The sequence below is a fragment of the Mycoplasma sp. Z386 genome (genome assembly GCF_054343375.1).
Genome location: NZ_JBTGVC010000010.1, coordinates 16,363 through 35,578 on the forward strand (window position 1 = coordinate 16,363; position 19,216 = coordinate 35,578).

The window sequence follows — 19,216 nt, forward strand, 5'->3', positions numbered from 1 at the left end:
TAAAATAAAAAGTGTTATATTTAAAATATGATAAAAAAGAAAAATAAATTAATAAATTTAGTTTTAGTAACATCAATAGTTACAACATCTATTGTTGCTGTTTCTTGTAAAAAAGAGCAAAATGAATCTGATATTTCACCATTTCCTCCAATTAAAGTAATTTCATATGATGTTAATGATTTAAAGTTTAAAAATGTTAAGGAAACTTCTGTTGAAATTGAAGTAGGTTTTAATTTAAATATTGAAAAAGATATAACTTTTTCTTTTGTTCTTAAAAATTTAGATAATTCCGAAACAAAGGAATATTACGTAACTCCAAAAGCAATTGAAAACAAAAGAGAGTTTAAAATTGAAAATCTTGAAGAAAATACAAATTATAAATTAATTTCAATAGATGCAAATAAACCTAATTCTGATATTTCTATATCAATTTCCCCTATAAAAGAAGAAATAAATACAATTTTTAGAACAAAAAATAGCAAAATTTTAGATGAAAATGAGCAAGAAATAATGAAATCAGTTGATGAACTTGGTAATTCGTTAAATGTAATTGATTTTTATAAAACCTATGATGCATCTTCATTTTATGAAAGATTTAAAAATAATGATGCAGAAAGTTTAAGTTCTAGCATAAGTTTACCTTATGATATTAGACATAAATTTTCTAAAATTATAGCTACTTTTTCTAAAGAAATCAGTGATGTAAAAAATAATGTAGGAATAATAGATAATGTTAAAATTTCCTTTTATACAGAAAAAAACAACAAAAAAGATATTTTCGTTTCTTTAAAAGGTTTTAGTTATTTTCAAAACAAAAATACAGAAAAAGATGCTGAAAAAGAAAACTTTTTAAGAGCAAAAGAATTGTCAGCAGAAATAAAAGAACTTTATCCTTCATTAATAGCAAGTTTATTACTTTATAACGAAAATAGAGAGAGTTTTCAAGATATAGAAAATCAACCGAAAAGTGAAAATGAAACGATACTAAATTATGAATTTTTAGTTTCTGGCACAAATGCAAAAGACTTATTTAGAAATCCTAAAATTAAACTAAATCCTTCATTAATAACAAAATTTTTAGAAAGAAAAATAGAAAATAATAATAATCCAAAATTTCATTATGAAGTTTTAGGTGTTAAAGCAGATGATTTAGCAGGAACATTAGATATAGAAGTTGGAATTTACAATAGAGATGAAGAAGAAGTTAATGCAAGTGTTCCAAGGTATTTAAAAATATTTAGTTTTTCAGGATTAAGAAAACATAACATAAATGAAAAAGGCAATGTTGATAATGAATTATTTAATTTCAGTATAAATAAAGAAAAATTTAGTGAATATTTATCTAAATTGAAAGTTAAATCCCTTTTAGAAGAAGAATCTAAAAATCTAAATAATACAAAAACCAAAGTCAATGTTAATTCATTAATTAAAAATGCTAATTTATTTGAAAGAATCAAAAATTACGTAATTAATAATTTACTAGTAAAAATTAAAGATAGTAATTCTTCTAAAACTTATGAGTGAAAATATGACTTTTTACCTTTAAATTCATTAATTTCAAGAAACGATCGTTTAACTGCTTATCCTTTTGTAACCATTATAAATAATTCTAATTTTGACAACATTAATTTTTATTTAAATAAAAAAGAAAATAATGAATACGAACTAAGTCTTGAATTAAATGCACAATTTCCTTTATATAAAGCAGAAAGAATACAGGACATTAATTCCTTTGATTCATTTTCTGATAAAAATCTGGTCTATACAGGAGAAATATTTAAAGTAAATATTGATGAATTAAAGTCAACTAATAAAAGTAAATAGAAAAATACAAAAAGTTTAATTGAAAAAGTTTGAACTTTTTCTATTTTAATTATGCTATTTTATTCAAATTATGTATAATTATATTATAAGGAGGGAAAGTGAAAAAAAGATGAATTTTACTCAATTTAAGTGCTTTTGTATTTTCATCTATTGCCATAACTTCTTGTAATTCTAAAACAGAAGAAAACAAGAAAATACATAGTGATTCTGAAGGTGGAGAATTTCGTTATACAACAGAACCTTTAGTTGATGATTGAAATCCTGATATTCATACTTTTAATAATCAAAACCTTAAGAACATAGAAAAACTAAAAAATATTTTTGGAATAGATTTAACCAATTCAGATACTTTTGAAAACAAAAATTTGTTTTTAAGCGACAAACAACACAACATTTATTTTAATAATGAATATATAAATCATTCTAATAAAGAAAAAGAAGAATTTTTAGAATTTTCAAAAAATAGCGAAAATGCTTTATTTTCTATAGAAAACAACTTAAATATTTCTAATTTTGAAAATTATAATTTTGCTTTAAGTGTTAAATTATTGAATTATAAAAATTTTAGATATGACATTAATTTATTACCAAGTATTTTAAGCGAAGCAGTTCTTATAAACTTTTATGTTAAGGCTCCTTCTGATTTTAATCAAGAAAATATAAAAAAATCAGGATTAAATATTGATGTTTCTGATAAAAAAGATAGTTTATCTTTAGGAACTATAGTTAAAAATAATTCTCTAGATTATGATGTTTTAAAACGAATTTATCCTATGTTTAATTCAATTTATTTTGATTATAACAACAAAACACTTCATATGAATTTTCGGTTAGAAAAATCAAAAGAAAGGAAAACTGATTTTAAATTTTTAAAACAAACAAAATTAAATAATTCATACAAAATATTGCAATTTTCCTTTATGGTTCCAATTAATAGTATGGATTTGAAAGACTTTAATTCTATTAGTGATTTAGAAGTCAAAATAAATAATTGAGAGCAAATTTTTACTAAATAAGTTAAGTTACTTTTTGATAAAAAAATCATAAACCTGTATAAGATTTATGATTTTTATTTTCATTTTTTACCAAGAATTTTAAACATATTTGATTTATAAACTTCAACACCTGGTTGATTAAATGGATTAACTCCAAGTAAGTATGCTGAAATTGCACAAGCTCTTTCAAAGAACATTACTAGTCATCCAAAACTTCTTTCTTTGGAATCTTCTAATAATAAGTGAATGTTAGGAACTTTACCTACATTTACGTGTGCATCCATTGTGGCTTCAAAAGCTGCATTATTTACAAAATGAACTGTTTTATCTACTAAATAATTTAATTTATCTAAATTCTCTTCATCTTCATTAATTATTAAATCGTGTTCTGGATGTTTTAAGGTTATTATTGTTTCAAAAAGAATTTTTGATCCTTCTTGAATAAATTGACCTAATGAATGAAGATCGGTTGAGAATATAGCAGATGTTGGTAGCAATCCTTTTTCATTTTTACCTTCACTTTCTCCAAATAATTGTTTTCATCATTCATTAAAGAAAGCAAAATTAGGTTCATAAGAAACGAGCATTTCTGCTTTATATTTTTTACCTAAAAGGAATCTTGCAACAGCATATCTATAAGCATCATTTGTTTCAAGCGAACTATTTTTATAAATTTCATTAGCTTCTGCAGCACCTTTAAGAACTTCATCAATATCTACTCCAGCACAAATTAAAGGGAATAAACCAACAGGAGAAAGCACACTAAATCTTCCACCAATATTATCTAAAATAATGAATTTTTGGTATTTTTTAATTTTTGCCATTTCAAATAATGTTCCTTTATTTGCATCGGTAGTTGCAAAAATTAATTCTTGTGCTTGTTCAACACCTACTTTAGATTCTAAAAGAGATTTAAAGAATCTAAAAGCTATAGCAGGTTCTGTTGTTGTTCCTGATTTGGAAATAACATTGATTGCAAATCTTTTGTTTTCCACATATTTTAATAATTGATATAAAGAATTTGAACTAATGGAAGTACCTGCAAAAATGATTTCCATTTTTCTTTCAATTCCAGGATACATACCTTGAATAACATCAATAGCGGCTTTAGCTCCTAAATATGAACCCCCAATCCCTATAACTACTAAAACTTCAATATTATCAGTATGAAGTTTTTTAGCAGCTTTTTTCATTTCATTTATTTCTTTTCAATTGCTATTTTCTGGTAAATCTTTTCAACCTAAAAAATCAGAACCAACTGCAGAAAAATCATTCATTGAATCATTAATTTTAGTTACTTGATCTTGAAATTTTAAAATTTCTTCTTCTTTTATTGCATTTTTTAAATTTAAAGTTATTTTTTTCATTTTTCTACCTCGTTTTTTGTAAATCTTAATAAATTTTTAAAACCATTTTCTGTTTCTGTTAATTTAAAAGAAAAAGGACTTTTTAAGTATTTAGGTCTTATTTGTTTAAAAGAAAGCGTTGCTTTTTTTGTATGGTGATTTATACTTAAAATTTTTAGTTTTATTTCATCCCCTATTATAAACATTTCTTCTAAATTTTGAATGTAATAATCACTAATTTCCTTTATAAAAACAATACCTTGATAACCATCTTTTAAATTAACACAAAAGTAATTTTTAAAGATTTTTTTAACTTTACCTGTTACTATTTCTCCGTTTTCCATAATTATTTAAAATTATAGCACTATAAATCAAAAAGAAATCAAACTGTTTTTAAATTTATTTTTTTACACAAAGAGTGAAAAAATTGGAAATTTTACTTTTAGAAATGGAAAAAAGAGACTTTTTTCCCAAATAAGTATCATTTTTATAAATTTTATTAATAAATCAATTAAAAGTCTTATAATTTATAATACTTAATATGAAGAAAGGACTAATTAATGAATTTTTTAAAGAAAAAAAAGTGAACTGTAATATTAATTACAATTTTAACTATCATACTTTTATGATTTTTATGGCAACTAATTTTTGGTTATCATCCACAAACAATTAGTATTACTCAGTTTGAAGATAAAATAAGAGAATATAGTGCATCAACTACTGATGATAAATTTTTCGCAAATATAACAATTAGTGAAAACGAATGAGTTTTAAGATTTCAGGAAATAGGTGGACAAAAAAATAATCATTTTTATGTTCAAGATTACATAGTGCAAATTTCACCAACTATTGCAAATAAATACAATGGAAATATAGCTAAAATAATGGGTGATACTACTTATTTTGAAGCAATTCAAAAAGCACTTGCTTATAAACAATTTGATCAAAATGGACAAGAAGTTAAAACTGAACTTTCTAAATTTATTTTAAATAACAGAATTCAAACTGGTTATTATAGTTTAGGAATTCCACAACCATCAACTTTAAGTAGAATTTTAGGATTTATTCCATTACTAGTTTCTGTAGGTTTCCCTTTAGTTTTATTATTTTTTATTTATAGACAATTTAGAGGTTCAGGAAACGGAAATGGATTATTTGGTGGTCTTCAAAGTAGTCAAGCAACTAAAATAACTTCTGACAAAAAATTTAGCGATATCGCTGGAAATAAAGAAGTAAAAGAAGAAGTTATGGAATTAGTGGATTATTTAAAATATCCACAAAAATATCAAGCAGCTGGAGCAAGAATTCCAAAAGGAATTTTACTTGGTGGTCCTCCAGGTACGGGAAAAACATTACTTGCAAAAGCAACCGCAGGTGAAGCTAATGTACCTTTCTTATTTATTTCAGCTTCTAATTTTGTTGAACTATATGTAGGTATGGGAGCAAAAAGAGTTAGAGAATTATTTAAAGAAGCAAGAAAAGAAGCACCAGCAATTATATTTATTGATGAATTAGATGCTGTTGGACGTTCCAGGGGTTCAGGTATTGGTGGCGGAAACGATGAAAGAGAACAAACACTAAATCAATTACTTGTAGAAATGGATGGAATGGCTGATAATAGCGGTCTTTTAGTAATTGCTGCAACAAACAGAACAGATGTTCTAGATCCTGCTCTTCAAAGACCTGGTCGTTTTGATAGAACTATTACAGTTGGTTATCCAGATGTAAAAGAGAGAGAAGAAATTTTACAATTACACGCAAGAGGTAAAAGGGTTGATAGTTCTATTGATTTTAGAAACATTGCTAAAAGAACTCCTGGTTTTTCTGGTGCGCAATTAGAAAATGTAATAAATGAAGCTTCAATTTTATCAGTTAGAGAAAAAACAGAAGTTATAACTCCAGCACAAATTGATGAAGCAATTGACAGAGTTATGAGTGGTCCTGCTAAAAAACACAGAACAATTACAGAAGCAGAAAGAACAATGGTTGCTTACCACGAAGCTGGTCACGCCGTTGTTGGTATTAAAGTTCCAGGCGGAAGTAAAGTACAAAAAATCACTATTATCCCAAGAGGGAATGCTGGTGGTTACAATTTAATGCTTCCAGAAGAAGAAAAATATAATGCAACTAAATCAGAATTGTTAGCAACAATTGCATCATTTATGGGTGGTAGAGTTGCAGAAGAATTAATTTATGGACAAAAAGAAATTTCTACCGGAGCAGCAAACGATATTGAAAAAGCTACAAAAATAGCAAGAAGAATGGTTACTGAATTTGGTATGTCTGCACTTGGACCAATTCAATATGAAGAAAATACAGGTTCTCCATTCTTAGGTAGAGATTATGCAAAAAATATGTCATTTTCACACCAAGTAGGGCATGAAATAGACTTAGAAGTAAGAAAAATAATTTCTGAAGCTTATGAACAAGCAAAAGAAGTGGTTAAAAACAATAGAGAATTATTAGAATTAATTAAAGATTCTCTTCTTGAAAATGAAACTATTGTTTCTGAAGAAATTGAATATATTGCTAAATATATGAAATTACCAGAAAGAAAAGAAAAAGAAGAATATAAAAAACAAGAAGAAATTGATATAGATAAATTAATTGAAGATGTTCAATTGGAAAATTCTAATGAAAAGAATTCTGAAATGGAAACAGAAAAAGAAACTCAAGAAACACAACCAATCTTAGATTCAGAAAACCAAGATAAAGAAGATGAAAATAAAATAATCTAAAATATTAAAAGGTGAGCATAAAAAAGTTCATCTTTTTATTTCTAAATTTACTTCATTAAATTAAATTCTGCTTACAGAACACAATTTAATAAAAGCAAGATTAGAATATCTAAAATTAAATAATAAATAGCATATTTATTTATATAAAATAAAGAATTTATAATATAATTTAATATATTAATTTATAGTTAGAAAGAAAGGGTAAAATGGAAAGAAATTTTAATGAACAAGAACTAATTAGAAGAAAAAAAATAGACAAATACAAAGAAATGGGTATTAATCCTTTTTCACAAAATCAACCAATTAGCGATAACTCAATTTCACTACTTGTTAAATATAATTCTTATAGCAAAGATGAATTACACAATAAAGAATTTAAAGCTTCAGTGGTTGGAAGAATAATGACTTTTAGAGGACCTTTTATTGTTATAAAAGATGATGAATCAAGAACACAAATTTATTTTAATAAAAAGGAAAATACTGTATATTCAGAATTAGTAGAAACTTTAGATATAGGAGATATAGTTTATTTTGAAGGTATTGTAATGAAAACAAATACTGGAGAAATTTCACTAAAAGCAGAAAAAGTTCAATTATTAACTAAAGCACTTAAACCACTTCCGGAAAAATATCATGGTTTAACTGATATCGAAGAAAAATACCGTCGTCGTTATGTGGATTTAATTATCAATGAAGAAGCAAAACAAATTTTTTGAACAAGAAGCAAAATTATTTCTTATGTTAGAAAATTTTTCGATGATTTAAAATATTTAGAAGCTGATACTCCTGTATTACATCCTATTTTAGGTGGTGCAAGTGCTCGTCCATTTACCACTTTTCACAATGCTTTAAGTATGGACTTTTATTTAAGAATAGCTACAGAATTGCCTTTAAAAAAACTTTTAGTAGGTGGTTTTGATAGAGTTTATGAAATAGGAAGAATTTTCAGAAACGAAGGTGTCGATACCACTCATAATCCTGAATTTACTTCAATTGAGTTTTATGAAGCTTATTCAGATTTACACGGAATGATGAAAAGAACTGAAGATTTAATTTCATCTTTAGCTAAAAAGTTAGGAAAAGAAGAAATAATATATGGTGGTCATAAAATTTCACTAAAAGCTCCTTTTAGAAAAATTGATATGGTAGATGAAACCTCTAAATATGTAGGTATTGATTTGAAAAAAACAACATTTGAAGAAATTAAAGAAGTTGCTATCAAACACAAAATAAAAATTGAAAAATATTTTACATCAGGTCACTTAATTAATGAATTATTTGAATTATTTGTTGAAGATACATTAATTCAACCAACATTTGTTTACGGACATCCAATTGAAATTTCTCCATTAGCAAGAGAAAACGAAAAAGATCCAAGATTTACAGACAGAGCAGAATTATTTATCAATAAAAAAGAATATGCTAACATGTTTAGTGAATTAAATGATCCAATCGACCAATTAAAAAGATTTGAATCACAACTTGAAGAAAAAAACGCTGGAAACGATGAAGCTAGTGAAATTGATATGGATTTTGTTGAAGCTTTAGAATACGGAATGCCGCCAGCAGGTGGTTGTGGTATTGGTATAGATAGATTAGTAATGCTATTAACTCAAAAAGAATCAATTAGAGAAATACTTTTATTCCCACACTTAAAAAATAAAGGAAACTAAATGAAAAAATTATTTGCATTTGATTTGGATGGAACATTACTAAGAAGTGATGGAACAATACATCCAGAAACTATTAAAATTTTAAAACAAGCAAAAAGTAAAGGTCATTATTTAGCAATCGCCACAGGTAGAGCAATTGCTTCAACTACAATCTTTTTAAATCAATTTAGTGATTTTGATTTTTTAGTTTCAAACAATGGAGTAGCCATTTATGATGTTAAAAATCAAAAAACTACAATAAAAGAGTTTTTACCTGTTGAATTACTTAAAACCCTTTTAGAAGAAGCTAAAGAAAGCGAAAGTTTCTTTACATTAAGTACAGAAAAAAACGTTTATCCTTTCAAAGATAATAGCAAAACTTTTTCATGATTAACAGAACAAGAAAAAATGGATTATGATGAGCAAGGTTTTAAAACAGAAGAAGAAATTTTAAATGCAATTTACAAAAATAATGAAAAAATAACCCAATTAGCTTTAAGAAATTCTGAAGAAAAAATCAAGCAATTATTTGATAAATACAGCAAATTAATAGGGGATTCATACACTTGTTTGTTAACAAATAGAGTTTATTTAGATGTTAATCCAAAAAATACAGATAAATTTTATGGACTAAAAAAAGTTTTAGAATTATTGAATTTAACAACAAATGACTTAATTACTTTTGGTGATTCAGGAAATGATGTTTTAATGATAAAAAACGCTTATAAAGGATTTGCTATGGAAAACGGAACAGTTTCATCAAAAGAAGTTGCTTGTGAAGTTATTGGAAATCATAATACAGATGCTATTGCTAAAACAATGGAAAAACTAATTTAAGACACAAATTAGTGTCTTTTTTAATAAAATGAAATTAAACATATATAATTTAATATAAATTACTAACTAATAAAATAATAAATTAAATACTATTAATAAAAAATAAAGGAGTAAAATGTTAGAAATCAAAAATCTGTCCAAAATTTTTTATGATAAAAAATTATTCGACAATGTTAATTTAAAATTCACTGAAGGAAACACTTACGGAATTATAGGAGCAAATGGAGCTGGAAAATCTACCTTTTTAAAAATAATTTCAGGGCAAATTGAAGCTTCTTCAGGTGAAATTATCAAAGATAAAAACCAAAGAATTTCAGTTTTGAGTCAAGATCACAATATGTATAATGATTTTAATGTGACTGATGTGGTTATTATGGGAAATGAAGAATTATTTAAAATTCAACAAGAAAAAAATGCAATTTATGAAAATCCAGAAGCTACAGAAGAAGACTATACAAAAGCAGGGGAATTAGAAGAAAAATTCGGTCTAATGGGCGGTTGAAACGCTGAAAATGATGCACAAATTTTATTATCTGGGTTAGATATTCCTAAAGAAAAATGGAATGTAAAAATGAGCGATTTAAAAGCTTCACAAAAGGTAAAAGTTCTTTTAGCAAAGGCTTTATTTGGAAATCCAGATATTTTGATTATGGACGAACCTACTAACCATTTAGATCTAAAAGCAATCAAATGATTAGAAAACTTTTTAGTTGATTATCAAAATATTGTTATTGTTGTTTCACACGATAGTGACTTTTTAGATCAAGTATGTACTAACATTGTAGATATTGATTTTGGTGAAGCTAAAATGTTTACAGGTAATTATAGTTTCTGAAAAGAATCTTCAACATTAATAAGAGAAATGCAAAAAAATTCTAATGCTAAAAAAGAAGAACAAATTGCTAAATTACAGGCTTTTATTGCTAGATTCTCTGCAAATGCTTCAAAATCATCTCAAGCAACATCAAGAAAAAAATCACTTGAAAAAATTACTCTTGAAGAAATTAAACCTTCTTCAAGAAAATATCCTTTTATTAGATTTGATATTTTTAAACAACCAGGAAAGCAAATTTTAAGAGTAGAAGACTTATCTTATGTTAATCCAGAGACAGGAGAAACTTTGTTTGAAAGTTTATCATTTGATATTTTACCTGGCGAAAAAATGGTTTTACTTGGTGAAGACGACATTGCTAAAACCAAACTACTTGAAATTCTGCTTGGACTTGAAAAACCAACTTCTGGTCAAGTTATTTGAGGATCCACAATAACTCCAGAATATTTCCCATCAGATAACTCTAAATATTTTGATAAAGATGAAAACTTAATGGAATGATTAAGCAAATGACCAATTGAAAATACAGAAGAATCTAATAAAGATAACTCAGATCAAAGAATGAGAAGTTTTTTAGGTAGAATGCTTTTTAGTGGTGATTCTGTTTTTAAAAATGTTAAGGTAACATCCGGTGGAGAAAAAGCAAGATTAATGTTTTCTAGAATGATGCTAAAAGAATCTAATTTTCTTGTATTTGACCAACCTTTAGATCACTTAGATGCAGAATCAATTGATTCAGTAATTGAAGGACTTGCTGATTATAAATCATCTATGATTTTTACAACTTATAATCGTGCTTTAGTTAAACAAGTTTCTAATGTAATTTTAGAAATCAAACCAGATTCCTCTTTTATTTTTAGAGGGACATTAGATGAATATGAGAAAAAAATGGGATACTAATGTTTGATAATATTGCCGCGATTTCATCTGGAGGTTTGGTTAACCAAGCAATTTCCATAATTAGGATCACTGGTCCAGACGCTTTTTTGATTGTTAAAAAAATTTTCACAGGAAAAGTTGGTAAAGATAAAGAAATTACTTATGGTTGAATCAAAAATAAAGATGAACTTATTGATGAAGTTTTAGTAATGTGATTTGAAGGCAAAAATAATTTTATAGGGGAAAATACCGTAGAAATAAATGCACACGGTGGTATAGTTAATACTAATTTAATTCTAGAATTAGTACTAGCTAATGGAGCTAGAATGGCTGAACCAGGAGAATTTTCTAGAAGAGCCTTTTTAAATGGAAAAATGGATTTAATCAAAGCAGAAGCTATCAATGATTTAATCCATGCTAAAACCAAGTTACAAACAAAAGCATCTATTGAAAAATTTGATGGAAAAACAAGTAATTATATTAAAAATTTAATTAGTGAATTGTTAGAAATAATAGCAATTATAGAAGTTAATATCGATTATCCTGAATATGATGATGTAGAAATTTTAACTAATCAAACCCTTTTACCAAAATTAGAAATATTAAAAGAAAAACTCAAAACCACTATAGACCTTTCGGAAAGATCTAGAGTTATTTATGATGGTGTAAAAATCGCTATTGTAGGTAAACCAAATGCTGGAAAATCTTCTTTATTAAATGCTTTTTTAAATGAAGAAAAGGCAATAGTAACAGACGAAGCAGGAACCACAAGAGATGTTATTGAATCTGAGTTTGTTTTAGAAGGTATACCTTTTATAATAAAAGATACTGCTGGTATTAGAAATTCAACAAATAAAGTTGAAAAAATAGGTATAGAACGCTCTTTTAAACAAATAGAAGAATCTGATATTGTCATCCATTTACTTGATGCATCAGTAGAAACTGACCAATTCGATCAACAAATTGTTGATTTTTCTAAAAATAAACAATATATCCCTGTTCATAATAAAAAAGATTTATTGGATTCTAAAAAATTAGATAATACCAAAATTTATATAAGTGCTAAAAATAAAGAAATAGAAAATCTCGAGAATGAGATTATAAAAAATTATCAAAACATTGATATTAATAATGAAAAAGTTATTACAAATATAAGACAACTTTCTTTAATAAAATCTTCTTTTCTTTCAATAGAAAACGCCATTTTTTCTTTAAAAAATGGTTTTGAACCAGATATAGTTATAGTAGATTTAAGAAAGTCGTGAGAAGACTTGGTAAATATTAAAGGTAAAGCAGATAATGAAACCTTATTGGATTCAATGTTTAAAAATTTTTGTCTTGGAAAATAATTATATTTTGAATAAATCATACCAGTAATTTTTACTGGTATTTTTAATTTCAAAAACTATTTAAACGGTATCACTATTTTGCATATTTCAAAGAAAAAAAATCGAAAATGAAAAAAAATGAATTATTTTATATTTTTTAAATTTATTCTATTGAAAAAATAAAAAAAAGAACAAATAAGAATAAAATTGTATTGAAAGGAGAAAATATGTTCATACCAAATACAGTTATAGAGAAAAAAATTGACTTTAAAAACGAAATAAATCAAAAGTTACAAAAACTAGATTACTTAATATTGTTAAAATCAATGTTTTTAGAAGCAGAAAGTTCTTATTCTGCTAAATTATTTAAAATTAGATTATTAAAATATATTAATAATTTATCTTTGCTTCCTGAAAAAGAGCAAAAAACTTTTTTAGGAGAAGACTCAACTACTAAAATTAAAATTTTAAAGAATATGTATTTTTACAAAAAATTTAATAAGGACGTTGGTCATTTATTAAATATTAGTCAAAGAAGCGTTATAAAAGAAGATGCAGCCAAAGTAGTAAGTTCTCTTCACTCACTCTTAAATCAACCTTATCTAGATTCTTTGAAATATCAACTTTTTCAAGATGTTTTTAATATTATTTATATAGCAGTAAGTCCTTTGTTACCCATACCAGAGGAAGTTTCTATTGGTTTAGATCTTTCTGATTTATTAAATGAAATTATTAACGATGTTCGTCAAAGTAATACTTTATCAGATCCAGATAGAGCAAAAAAGTTATTTTCCATAGTATTGAAAGACAAAAGAAATGGAAAAAATTCAACAATAAGTCAAGATAACGAAATTCTTGATTCTATAATAAAATTATTAGATGATAGACCAGTATTTAAGTTTTATAAAAAATACTTTGAATCTTTAAAAAAAGATAATTTTATTGATAATAATTATGATTACGACATAAATAGATATTAAATTAAAGGAGAAAAAATATGTTTATTAATATTCCAGCACCTGTTCAAAAAACAGAAATAAAAACAAACTTTTCCAAAAATGAAATTAATTTTTTTGATTTCTTAATTTCAAATAAAAATAATGAACTTTTAAAAGAAAGTCAATATAAATCAAAAATTTTCAAAATTAGAGTTTTAAAACAAATTAAATTAATAGATGATGCCTCTGTTCATCAACTTACTCAAGTTTTCGGTCAAACAAATGCATTAATGCTTAAAAAAACAATAAAAGATATTAAAGAAAATTCTATAATGTATAAAAAATTTCAAAAAGAAGTTTCACATCTTTTAAATGTAGGACAAAGTAGAAGCGTTATAGAAGGAGAAGTTCTTGACAAAGTAGAGGAACTAAAAAAATCATATGAAAGTTTTCTTAAAACTGAAAAAGAACATTCACAAGCACTAAAATATACAACAATAGGTTTTACTTTAGGATTTTTCACTATTCCTGGTGCAATAGTTACAGCTAGTGTACGTGCTTATGTGGACTCACAAATAAAAAAATATGAAGAATTTTTAGATAGATTAGCAAAAATAACTTATAAAGATTTAGAAAATGGTGATAATTCTACCAATTCTCAAGATAGAGATGTTCTTGCTCAATTGGTTCAATTATCTGAAGATTCAGATTATAATTATTACAAAACCTTTTTTAAAAATAAATTAGATGAAAAATTTATATCAGATAACTCAAATTATGATTATAGATATTAAAAAATAAAAGAGGAAGAATATGGAAAAAATATTTTATAGATTCGCTTATGCGATAATAAGAAACTTTATTTTGTTACTTGTTTATAATGTATTATTAATAATTTATTTATCTTTACTTGCATATTTTACAATAATTAGAGATCCATTTTTTTGACAAAGTGAATGAACTTTATTTTTTGCTTTCATTTGACCCGCTTTCATAATTGTACCTTCATACATCTGAAACACAGTTTTTCTTTTTAAAATTTTTAAATTAACAAAAAAAGCAGAGAAATTAGAAGAAGACAAAATAAAAAAAATAGAAAAATATTTCAAATTTTTATTTATAGTTGCTTTTTGAGGTAAAAAATCACAAGAAAAACTTGAAAAAAAATCAATTAAACAAAAAGAAAGATTAGAAAAAATTTCTGGAATAAATCCTTTATTTGGATTATTATTTCCAATTTATTGAATTATTTTCTACTCAAATTAATTGTTTATAATAACTATTTATAAACAATTACATTTAATAAATAAAAATCTAAATATTCAAATAAAATAAATATCACAGTTACAAATAAAGAAAAAATCAAAAACAAATTTGTAAAAACTAAAATTTAGTTTTTTGATTTTTTAATTTTAGACAAAATAATACTTTTTTAAAAATAGTAAAAGGAGCTTAATATGGAAAAAATATTATATAAATTAGGTATAGTTATAAAAAGAAATATTTTTTTAATTCTTACAAATTATTTATTATTTTGAATTTATTTTATTTTACTTACATATTTTACAATTATTAAAGTAACTTTTTTTTGAAAAAATTGATGATTTTTTGTTTTAGTTAGTTTTGCACCAGCTTTTGCAATAATGCCTTTATATATTTGAAATTTATATAACTTATTGAAAATTTTTAAAATCACTAAAGACAAAGAAAATTTAGAAGAATGAGAAATAACAAAAATTAATAAATATTTTAAAGTTTTATTTTTAATAGGATTTTGAGGAAAAAAATCAGAAAATAAATTAGAAAAAAAATCAATTAAACAAAAAGAAAAATTGAAAAGAATAGCTTGTACACATCCTTTATTGGGTTTATATGTTCAAATAAATTTAGTTTTCTTTACTAAAGAGGTGAAAAATGATAAATTTAAAAAATAAAATCAGAATTTCTTTCTATTTAAAGACTTATTCTAACATTTTATTTTTCATTTGAATAAGTGTGATAATAATAGTATGAACTACTCTTTCTTTAGATTATAAATATTTTCCATTATTTTGATTTGGTTGAGGAACTTTATGAGTTGCTGGTATTTTATATCTTTATATTTTGTTTGTATATATGAAATTAATAAAAATAAGAATTAAAGTAGAAGAGAATCCTGATATAGAGATAAAATTTAAATCCTTTTTTATTTTTTTTATAAAAGAAAAAACAATAATGAAATTTATTTCTGATTCTAAATATCAAGCAAAATTAAATTTTGCTTTAAAAATGTATAATAAAAGATTACTATTAAGTACTTTTTTACCTATTCCTTATTACTTAATTTTAAAGTTAAAAATTAAAAAGGAAGAAAAAAACCAAAGAACTTTAATAATGGAAAAAATAAATCGTATTTCTGAAGATTTGGCAAATTTAAAAATTAATACTATAATAAAAGGCAGTTTTGCTTTTAATTTCTTTAAAAATTTTAAATTTTTAGGTAAATATAATGATGTTGATTTATTTTTAAAGCATGGGGATTTAATTGATAAAAAAGAAATTTTAAACATTTTTGAAAAACATGGAAAAGTTGTTTTTCACAATTCTTTTCTTATTTCTTTAATAATAAATCTAAAAGATAAAGAAACTCGTTTTGAATTTTTTCTAACTGAAGATATTGATTTATCTTTATGTAATAAACAAAATGAACATTTATATATTGCACCAGTAGAATACTTATTTTTAGCAAAAATATTTCACTTGCCTAAATTAGAAAAAACAGAAATATTCCCTTATGATGAAAAAATGCAGAAAACTATTTTCATTATTAAACAAATACTGAATAATAAACAAAAATGAAATATGAATATTATTAACTCACTAATAGAACAAATATATTTAAATAATTTAAAACTTATTTTTCACATTGAATACGACGAAAAAGATTTAAGTATTTCATCTTTTATTCAAAAGAAAAAAGAGTGAGTAGAAAAGAAATTTACAAGCAAAGATTTACTAAATTTAAATCAATTTACGGAAAAATTCTTTTTAAAAAATAAAATGTCAGATTTTTTTGATTTTCTTTTTTTAAAAAGAAAAATAATTATTGAAAGTTTATATGAAACACCAATAATAGAAGTTATTAATACTTATGAGTGAAATTTTAATAACTCACAGTTATTATTTAATTCAAGCATTTCTTTTGATGAATTTTATGAAAGTAATACTAAAATTATTAATAATATTATTTATACTAATTCAAAAGAACAAATATACTGATTAATGCTAAATATCTTAATAAATGAAAATGAAGAAAATTTAAAAACAAAATTAGAGATTGATTTAAATAAAGAATTTTCTGAAATTTTAAATAAAAATAAAGATATGTATGAAATTAACATAAATGATTTAATATTAAAAATAAAAGAAATTTATTTTAAATCATCAACAATGTAAATTGTATATTTAAAAACATTTTTAATCCTAATAAAATAATAAACCGAAACACATCTAAAAAGATTTGAAGAGAATGTGTTCCGGTTTTTTTCAATGAAAATTTGAAATTTTTCTTATTTTATTTATTTTTTGTTCATAAAAATTAAAATTCTATGTATTATATTTGATATAATTAAATATATAAGTATTTAAAAAGGAAAAAGTATGAAGAAAAAAAGAAAATCTTTAAATTTATTATGAACAATTCCAACTGTTACATTTTTCTCTTCTCTTACTGTATCTTGCAAATATGGAGAAGAATCAATAGAAAAAACTAAAATAAATAATCCTAAAACTCCAACAGAAAATGAAAAAAGAAAAGAAAAAACTGAGGTCCCAATTGTCCCAGTTGCTGAAAAACAAACAAAAAAACCTGTAGAAAAAGGTAAAGTAGAGAATACAAAACCAGAAGATCAAAAAGAAGAAAAAGATAATATTACAACTAAAACAGATGATCAAAAAACTAAAGTAAATTCTGAAAACAAAAATTCAGAAAATCCAGACAAAAATAATTCTCCAGTAGATAATCAAAATGAAGAAGAGATTATTAATAAAACTCCTGTTTGAGATGAAGAAACTCCTGATTTAACAGGAAATAGAGTAAATAAATATAGTATTGAAGAATATTTAAACTCTCCTGAAAGAGCAAAATTATCTAAAATAAAAACTTTAAGAGGTTGATCAAATGAAAAGTTTTTAAAAGAAATTAAAAAATCAGGAGCTTTGGATAATTTAACTTATAAAGATGAAAGCGATTCTGTCCAATATATTGCTCCTTTTGATAAAAGTAAACCTAAATCAAATACAATTTATCAATTAACAGTTTATTCTTTTGCTGATGGTAATAATGATGGAATTGGTGATTTTATAGGATTGAAAGACAATATAGATTATTTTGTTAATTTAGGTATTGATACTTTATATTTATCACCAATTCATCCTGCAAGTTCTTATCATGGTTATGATGTAATTGATTATACAAAAGTTGCTCCTGAACTTGGTGGATTAAAAGCATTTGAAGAATTTTTAAAAGTAGCTCACTCTAAAGGAATTAAAGTTGTAATAGATATGGTATTTAATCATACTTCTTATGAGCATCCTTGATTCCAAAGAGCACTTGCTGGTGATGAAAAATATCAAAAATATTATTATTTTTACAATTCAGAAAACAATCCATTAGGAAATGAAGGACAAGATAATATAAGACAATACTTTAAAAATGTTTATGATAAAGTTCATCTAGAAAACAATCCAAAATCTTCAAATAAAAAATGAGTTGCTCAATTTTGAGCAGGAATGCCTGATTTAAATCTTACAAATGAAGATGTTTTAAAAGAAATAGATTATGTCCACAAATTCTGAGCAGCAAAAGGAGTTGATGGATTTAGATATGATGCTTTTGAACATTACTTTAAATCTGATAATCCTAAAAAACCAAGAGCTAATAATAGTGATATGGTAAGAAATTTATTTGAAAGATGAAGAGATGTTGTACAAGGTGAATATAAAAAAGCAAATACTGCAGGAATTTCTAGATTTAGCGATAGAACCTTTTTATTTGGTGAATGATGAAGAGATCCAGCAGAAGCAGAAATTAAAGGTTATTGAGGAGGATGAGAAGGTTCAAAACCAGGTTTAAGTTCAGTTATTGATGGAACTAAATGAAAAAATAAACTTAATGTCTCATTAAATCCAAATGATGAAAAAAATGTAATAAAAAGTTTAACAGATACTTTAAACCAAAAACATGAATGATTACCTTTTTTAGATAATCATGATGTTGAAAGATGAATTATAACTTTTAAAGAACAAAATAATAGACCAGTAATAATTTCACCACATAGATTAGATGATGATGAAAGATCCGCTTATGAATATGCTCTTACTTCCTTACTTTCTCGTGGTGGTCATCCTATTTTATATGATGGAAATGAACTTTTAATGCAAGGTGGAAAAAAAGACGGGCAAACTGATACACACATTAGAGAAGCATTTAATTGAAAAGATCTCAAAAAACGTGTATTTTTCCAAGATGAAAGAGATAGAGATAACTTTATCACAACATTATCTTCAGCGGGAGAAGGAAAAGTAGAAGATATTGTTGCTAATGAAAATTCAGCATATAATTTAGTTTCTAAGATAAATAAAGCAAGACAAAGATTTATTTCAATGAGAGAAATGGATGAAAAATATGTTGGTGATCCAAATGAAATTCTTTGAATTTGACACGATAATGCACTTAGATATGATGAAATGACAGTAAGAAAAAATGAAGATGGCACATACTTATTAGCTATTTATTCTTGAGGTAATAGACCACAAGCAAACACTTCTTTAAAAGAAGGATTTGAAATTGAAGAAACCTTACTTTCT

General features: G+C 24.4%; 15 protein-coding genes. 13 read left to right on the forward strand and 2 right to left on the reverse strand.

The genetic code is table 4. From position 1 onward, the window contains the following. The first annotated feature begins 27 nt into the window (after positions 1-27). Positions 28-1,824: an LppA-related lipoprotein gene (locus ACXX85_RS02060; RefSeq protein ID WP_458560494.1), complete on the forward strand. Its 1,797-nt coding sequence runs from the start codon at positions 28-30 to the stop codon at positions 1,822-1,824. Between the two features lie 98 nt (positions 1,825-1,922). Further along, positions 1,923-2,840 (forward strand): hypothetical protein, encoded by a 918-nt coding sequence (locus ACXX85_RS02065; RefSeq protein WP_458560495.1) that lies wholly within the window; start codon positions 1,923-1,925, stop codon positions 2,838-2,840. A gap of 53 nt (positions 2,841-2,893) precedes the next feature. On the opposite strand, the gene ACXX85_RS02070 is transcribed toward ACXX85_RS02065, so the two are convergent. Together ACXX85_RS02070 and ACXX85_RS02075 are read right to left on the reverse strand one after the other, a co-directional pair. After that, on the reverse strand, positions 2,894-4,186 hold the full coding sequence (locus ACXX85_RS02070; protein WP_458560496.1) for a glucose-6-phosphate isomerase: 1,293 nt from the start codon (positions 4,184-4,186) through the stop codon (positions 2,894-2,896). Beyond that, complete coding sequence (locus tag ACXX85_RS02075) at positions 4,174-4,509, reverse strand: S1 RNA-binding domain-containing protein (RefSeq protein WP_436358692.1); 336 nt, start codon at positions 4,507-4,509, stop codon at positions 4,174-4,176. Before ACXX85_RS02075 ends, ACXX85_RS02070 begins: the two co-directional genes overlap by 13 nt. 216 nt (positions 4,510-4,725) lie before the next feature. Between ACXX85_RS02075 and ftsH the strand changes: the two genes are divergently transcribed. From ftsH to ACXX85_RS02130, 11 genes are all read left to right on the forward strand, one after another. Further along, positions 4,726-6,903, forward strand: a complete 2,178-nt coding sequence (ftsH, locus tag ACXX85_RS02080) for an ATP-dependent zinc metalloprotease FtsH (protein ID WP_458560497.1) — start codon at positions 4,726-4,728, stop codon at positions 6,901-6,903. Between the two features lie 206 nt (positions 6,904-7,109). Continuing rightward, positions 7,110-8,576 (forward strand): lysine--tRNA ligase, encoded by a 1,467-nt coding sequence (gene lysS, locus ACXX85_RS02085; RefSeq protein ID WP_458560498.1) that lies wholly within the window; start codon positions 7,110-7,112, stop codon positions 8,574-8,576. Beyond that, a complete protein-coding gene (locus ACXX85_RS02090) occupies positions 8,577-9,392 on the forward strand; it encodes an HAD family hydrolase (protein ID WP_458557578.1) in 816 nt (271 codons plus the stop codon). Positions 9,393-9,507: 115 nt separating this feature from the next. After that, positions 9,508-11,124 carry an ABC-F family ATP-binding cassette domain-containing protein gene (locus tag ACXX85_RS02095; RefSeq protein ID WP_458560499.1) on the forward strand — a complete coding sequence of 539 codons (1,617 nt, stop codon included), beginning with the start codon at positions 9,508-9,510 and terminating at the stop codon, positions 11,122-11,124. Continuing rightward, the gene (gene mnmE, locus ACXX85_RS02100; protein WP_458560500.1) at positions 11,124-12,452 is read left to right on the forward strand and encodes a tRNA uridine-5-carboxymethylaminomethyl(34) synthesis GTPase MnmE; all 1,329 of its coding nucleotides are present in this window, start codon (positions 11,124-11,126) and stop codon (positions 12,450-12,452) included. The genes ACXX85_RS02095 and mnmE overlap by 1 nt, the downstream gene beginning before the upstream one ends. A gap of 206 nt (positions 12,453-12,658) precedes the next feature. Further along, positions 12,659-13,411 carry a hypothetical protein gene (locus ACXX85_RS02105; protein WP_458560501.1) on the forward strand — a complete coding sequence of 251 codons (753 nt, stop codon included), beginning with the start codon at positions 12,659-12,661 and terminating at the stop codon, positions 13,409-13,411. 17 nt (positions 13,412-13,428) lie between these two features. Continuing rightward, complete coding sequence (locus tag ACXX85_RS02110) at positions 13,429-14,163, forward strand: hypothetical protein (protein WP_458560502.1); 735 nt, start codon at positions 13,429-13,431, stop codon at positions 14,161-14,163. A 19-nt stretch (positions 14,164-14,182) separates the two neighbouring features. Continuing rightward, on the forward strand, positions 14,183-14,635 hold the full coding sequence (locus ACXX85_RS02115; RefSeq protein ID WP_458560503.1) for a hypothetical protein: 453 nt from the start codon (positions 14,183-14,185) through the stop codon (positions 14,633-14,635). A 191-nt stretch (positions 14,636-14,826) separates the two neighbouring features. After that, positions 14,827-15,303 carry a hypothetical protein gene (locus ACXX85_RS02120; RefSeq protein WP_458560504.1) on the forward strand — a complete coding sequence of 159 codons (477 nt, stop codon included), beginning with the start codon at positions 14,827-14,829 and terminating at the stop codon, positions 15,301-15,303. Further along, positions 15,284-16,804, forward strand: coding sequence for a hypothetical protein (locus ACXX85_RS02125; protein ID WP_458560505.1), 1,521 nt, complete (start codon positions 15,284-15,286; stop codon positions 16,802-16,804). Before ACXX85_RS02120 ends, ACXX85_RS02125 begins: the two co-directional genes overlap by 20 nt. 204 nt (positions 16,805-17,008) lie before the next feature. Continuing rightward, a partial coding sequence (locus ACXX85_RS02130) for an alpha-amylase family glycosyl hydrolase (protein WP_458560506.1) occupies positions 17,009-19,216 on the forward strand: 2,208 nt, incomplete at its 3' end.